We start from the raw sequence: 4,875 nt of genomic DNA, 5'->3' as shown, positions 1-4,875 counted from the left end.
CGACACCGATGCCGGCGGCGGCCGGCAGGAGCCGACCTGGCATCAGCCTGCCGCGCCGGCCCCGGCCCCGGCCGAAGCACCGTCGCCGTATCCGCCGGCGGGCCGCGAGCGGTTGGAACTGGCGGTGGCGTACATGGATCTGGGCGACAACGAGACGGCACGTACCCTGCTGACCGAGGTCGCGGCCAGTGGCGATCCGGCCGCACGCGCCGAAGCGCTGCAATTGCTGGGACGGCTGGACTGATGGTGGCAGGCGGCGCGCGGCGCGCTCGCCGCGGCCGTCCGGCCTGGATCGGGACGGCCCAGCGGCATTTTGCGCATCGGCGACGGGCGCGCGCCAAGCGCGCGCTCCCGATCGGGCAGAGGCACTGCCGCGGCGGCGTTGCAGGCGCCCCGTGTTGGTCCCTGCGCGCGTCGGCCGCAGCGCGCGCCGATGTCGATGCTGCACTGCAGTGGAGGTCGCCATGCGCTACGCGCTAGGCGTGGAGTACGACGGCAGCGAGTTCCAGGGCTGGCAGCAGCTCGGCGAGAGCGGCGGCCCCAGCGTGCAGGCCACGCTGCAGGCGGCGCTGTCGTCGGTGGCCGACGCCCCGGTCAGCGTGGTCTGCGCCGGCCGCACCGATGCCGGCGTGCACGGCGAGTGCCAGGTGGTGCATTTCGATTGCGATGCGCCGCGCCCGGCGCGCGGCTGGATGCTGGGCGCCACCGCGCGGCTGCCGCCCTCGGTGTGCGTGCGCTGGTGCGTGCCGGTGGCCGACGACTTCCACGCGCGCTTCTCCGCCCGCGCACGCCGCTACCGCTACCGCCTGCTCAACCGCCAGGTGCGCCCGGCGCTGTACCGGCAGACCCTGAGCTGGGAGCGGCGGCCGCTGCAGGCCGAGGTCATGCACGCGGCGGCGCAGGCGCTGCTGGGCGAGCAGGACTTCAGCGCCTTCCGCAGCGTGCAGTGCCAGGCCCTGCACGCGCGCCGCGAGCTGCAGTCGATCGCGGTGACCCGCAGCGGCGAGCTGGTCGAGATCCAGGTCCAGGCCAATGCATTCCTTCATCACATGGTGCGCAATATCGTTGGTTCCCTTGTCATGGTGGGAACGGGCGAAAAGCCGGTGTCCTGGATTGGCGAACTGCTCGCGGGACGCGACCGCCGCGTCGCTGGTCCGACGGCGCCGCCGCAGGGCCTGGTGTTCGTCGGTCCCCTCTATCCCGCCCACTGGACGCTTCCGGACGAGGTCACGCTATGAATCGCACGCTGTATCGCACCCGCATCAAGTTCTGCGGCATGACCCGCGCCGGCGACATCCGTCTGGCAGGCGAGTTGGGCGTGGATTCGATCGGGTTCGTGTTCGCCCATGGCAGCCCGCGGCGGGTGGCGCCGGCCGAGGCGCGGGCCATGCGCCAGGCCGCCGCGCCGATGGTGGACGTGGTGGCGCTGTTCCGCGACAACCCCAAGGACGAGGTGCGCGAGGTGCTGCGCACGGTGCGTCCGACCCTGCTGCAGTTCCATGGCGACGAGGACGACGGCTTCTGTCGCAGCTTCAACCTGCCGTACCTGAAGGCGGTGCCGATGGGCGGCGGCGAGGTGAATGCGCGCACCCTGCAGCTGCAGTACCCCAACGCGGCCGGCTTCCTGTTCGACAGCCACGCGCCCGGCGAAAGCGGCGGTTCGGGCAAGACCTTCGACTGGTCGCGGCTGCCGACCGGCCTGCATCGGCCGTTCCTGCTCGCCGGCGGCATCAATGGCGACAACGTGTTCGACGCGATCATCGGCACCCTGCCGTGGGGCGTGGACGTGTCTAGCGGCATCGAGAGCCAGCCCGGGATCAAGGACGGCCACAAGATGCGCAAGTTCGTCGAGGAAGTGCGCCGCGCCGACTGCCACGAGTTGAATACCAACTGCTGAGCGCGGCCGGCTGGCACGCGCCGCCGGGAGCAGCCGGGTCCGGGCCGGCGCCGGCCGCTGCAGGTGCCGCCGCTTCGGCCCGCGTCGCGGGCCAACCGCCGCGACTTTCACGTATCATCCGGCTCTAGAACCTGCCGGCGGTCCGCCGCGTGCCGTGCGCGCAGGCCGGCGGGATGACGCGTGCCCATGATGGGACGCGCCGTCACGGCACAGCAAGGATGAGGGGATGGCCGAGTTCCTGAACGTCGCACTGGGATTTCCGACGTTGCCGTACAGCATCCTGTTGGCATTTTCCGCGCTCTACTGGGCGCTGGCCGCCTTCGGCATCGGCGACCATGCCGCGCCCGACGGGCATCTGCATGTCGACGGCGCCGACCATGGCCTGCACGGCGTGTCCGCCGTCTTCGCGCGGCTGGGCCTGGGCGGTGCGCCGGTGATGCTGGTGGTGGCGCTGCTGTCGTTCTGGGGTTGGCTCGGCACCTATTTCGTCCATCTGTTCCTGCTGCAGTCCCTGCCGGCCGGCCTGCGCTGGGGCATCGGCAGCGGCGTGGCGCTGTTGGCCCTGCTGCCTGCGCTGCCGCTGACCTCCTGGATGCTGCGGCCGCTGCGCCGGCTGTTGCTGCGGCTGCGGCCGGTGGCGCAGACGTCGTTGCTCGGCAAGGTCGGCGTCGTCGCCTCGCCGCGTGCCGACGCGGACTCCGGCTACGCCACCGTCGACGATGGCGGCGCCGGCCTGGTCCTGCAGGTGCGTGCCCAGGCCGGCCAGGTCTATCCGCGCGGCGAGCGCGTGGTGCTGGTCGACTACGTGCAGGCGCACAACCACTATCTGATCGCCCGCGAGCAGGATCTGCCGGGTTTGCCGTTTCCACACAGCCTGATTGCGGGCGATAAGGAGATCCACCGATGAGTTTTGCGACGATGGCGCCGTTTCTGATCGGCGTCGGCATCCTGCTGGTGCTGCTGCTGGGGCTGGCCGGCCTGTTCCGCGCGTTCTACCGCAAGGTGGATCAGGGCGTAGCGCTGATCGTCAACGACATGAGCGCCACGCCCAAGGTGCACTTCACCGGCGCGTTGATCGTGCCGGTGCTGTACCGCGCCGAGCTGATGCGGATCAGCCTGATCACCCTTCAGGTCGACCGCCGCGGCAAGGAAGGGCTGATCTGCCGCGACAACATGCGCGCCGACATCGCCGTGGCGTTCTACCTGCGGGTCAACGAGACCCAGGCCGACGTGCTGCGCGTGGCCAAGGCGATCGGCGCCGACCGCGCCTCGGACAAGGACGCGGTCGACGAACTGTTCAACGCCAAGTTCTCCGAGGCGCTCAAGACGGTGGGCAAGAAGTTCGAGTTCACCGAGCTGTTCGAGAAGCGCCAGGAGTTCCGCGACGAGATCATCGCGGTGATCGGCAACGACCTCAACGGCTACGTGCTCGAGGACGTGGCGATCGACTACCTGGAGCAGACGCCCAAGGCGCTGCTGGATCCGCACAACATCCTCGACGCCGAGGGCATCCGCAAGATCACCGAGCTCACCGGCACCCAGAACGTGGTCACCAACGAGCTGGAGCAGAACGCGAAGCTGGCGATCACCAAGAAGAACGTGGAGGCGCGCGAGGCGATGCTGGCGCTGGAGCGGCAGCAGGCCGAGGCCGAGGCGCGGCAGAAGCGCGAGGTCGACACGATCCGCGCGCGCGAGCAGGCCGAGACGCTGAAGGTGCAGGAGGAGCAGCGCCAGTTGGCGGAGAACGCGCGCATCGAGGCGCAGCAGCTGATCGACATCCGCGAGCAGAACCGCCTGCGCGAGGTCGAGGTGGCCGAACAGAACCGCCAGCGCGCTGTGGCCATCGAGGTCGAGCGGGTCGCGCGCGCGCGCCAGCTGGAGCAGGTCACCACCGATCGCGAGGTGCAGCTGCAGGGCGTGGAGCGCGACAAGGTGGTCGAGAACGGCAAGATGGACGTAGCCAACATCACCCGCGAGCGCATCGCCATCGACAAGACCGTGGCGCAGGAAGAGGAGCGGATCAAGGAAGTGCGCCAGGTCGCCGAGGCCGACCGGCTCAAGCAGGTCACGATCCTGGAAGCGGAGGCCAAGGCGCAGGAACTGCTGGTGCGCCAGGTCAAGGACGCGCAGGCGCGCGAGACCGCGGCCAAGCACCGCGCGGTCGAACTGACCACCCTGGCGCAGGCCGAACACGAGGCCGCCGGCAAGCAGGCCGAAGCCAAGAAGCTGCTCGCCGACGGCATCCGCGCCGAGAAGGCCGCGCCCGGTCTGGCCGACGCGCAGGTCAAGGAAGCCTCGGCACTGGCGATCGAGAAGGTCGGTATCGCCGAGGCGCGGGTGATCGAGGCCAAGGCCGATGCCAGCCTCAAGCAGGGCAGCAACGAGGCGCGCGTGCTGGCCGAGACGCTGCAGGCCAAGGCGCAGGGCGAAGAGCAGATGGGCAAGGCCAAGGCCAGCGCCGCCGAGTCGATCGGCATGGCCGAGGCGGTGGTGGTGGAGAAGCGCCTGTTGGCCGAGGCCGACGGCCTGACCCGCAAGTTCGAGGCGATCGGCGCGCTCAGCGACAGCGCGCGCGGCCACGAGGAATTCCGGATGCTGCTCGACAACAGCCTCAAGCAGGCGCTGGCGTCGATCGAGGCCGGCAAGGAAGTGTCCAAGGAGAACGCCGAGGTCATCGCCAGCGCCCTGCGCAATGCCGACATCGACCTGGTCGGCGGCGACGGCGGCATGTTCGACAACCTCATCAAGGCGGTCTCGCTCGGCAAGTCGATCGAAGGCCTGGCCGACAAGAGCCCGATCGTGCAGGATCTGATGCAGCGCTATCTCGGCGTGCAGCGCGGCGCGGCGGCGCCGTCGCGGCTGGCGCCGGACGCGGCTGGCCAACTGCCCGTCGCCGAGCCTTGAGCGCGGCACTGGACTGAGTGCGCAGGCGGCGCGCGGCCGGCGACGGTGGCGCGTCGTCGCAACCCGTGGCGGGG

The 4,875-nt window shown here is 70.4% G+C and carries 5 protein-coding genes; all 5 read left to right on the top strand.

Features of this window, described 5'->3' with window-relative positions:
• Nucleotides 1-244, top strand: a 244-nt coding sequence (locus D588_RS23710; RefSeq protein WP_043082866.1) for a FimV/HubP family polar landmark protein, incomplete at its 5' end; no start/stop codon positions are given.
• Nucleotides 245-464: 220 nt separating this feature from the next.
• Nucleotides 465-1,238: a tRNA pseudouridine(38-40) synthase TruA gene (truA, locus tag D588_RS0100455; RefSeq protein WP_026143209.1), complete on the top strand. Its 774-nt coding sequence runs from the start codon at nucleotides 465-467 to the stop codon at nucleotides 1,236-1,238.
• Complete coding sequence (locus D588_RS0100450; protein WP_010342993.1) at nucleotides 1,235-1,897, top strand: phosphoribosylanthranilate isomerase; 663 nt, start codon at nucleotides 1,235-1,237, stop codon at nucleotides 1,895-1,897. The genes truA and D588_RS0100450 overlap by 4 nt, the downstream gene beginning before the upstream one ends.
• Before the next feature lie 226 nt (nucleotides 1,898-2,123).
• The gene (locus D588_RS0100445) at nucleotides 2,124-2,804 is read left to right on the top strand and encodes a DUF1449 family protein (RefSeq protein WP_017912820.1); all 681 of its coding nucleotides are present in this window, start codon (nucleotides 2,124-2,126) and stop codon (nucleotides 2,802-2,804) included.
• The gene (locus tag D588_RS0100440) at nucleotides 2,801-4,801 is read left to right on the top strand and encodes a hypothetical protein (RefSeq protein WP_026143208.1); all 2,001 of its coding nucleotides are present in this window, start codon (nucleotides 2,801-2,803) and stop codon (nucleotides 4,799-4,801) included. Before D588_RS0100445 ends, D588_RS0100440 begins: the two co-directional genes overlap by 4 nt.
• Nucleotides 4,802-4,875 lie beyond the last annotated feature (74 nt).

The sequence above is a fragment of the Xanthomonas sp. SHU 308 genome (genome assembly GCF_000364645.1).
In the GTDB taxonomy this organism is placed as follows: domain Bacteria; phylum Pseudomonadota; class Gammaproteobacteria; order Xanthomonadales; family Xanthomonadaceae; genus Xanthomonas_A; species Xanthomonas_A sontii.
Note: the sequence above shows the minus strand (reverse complement) of the source record. Positions and strands in the feature narration are given on the sequence as shown.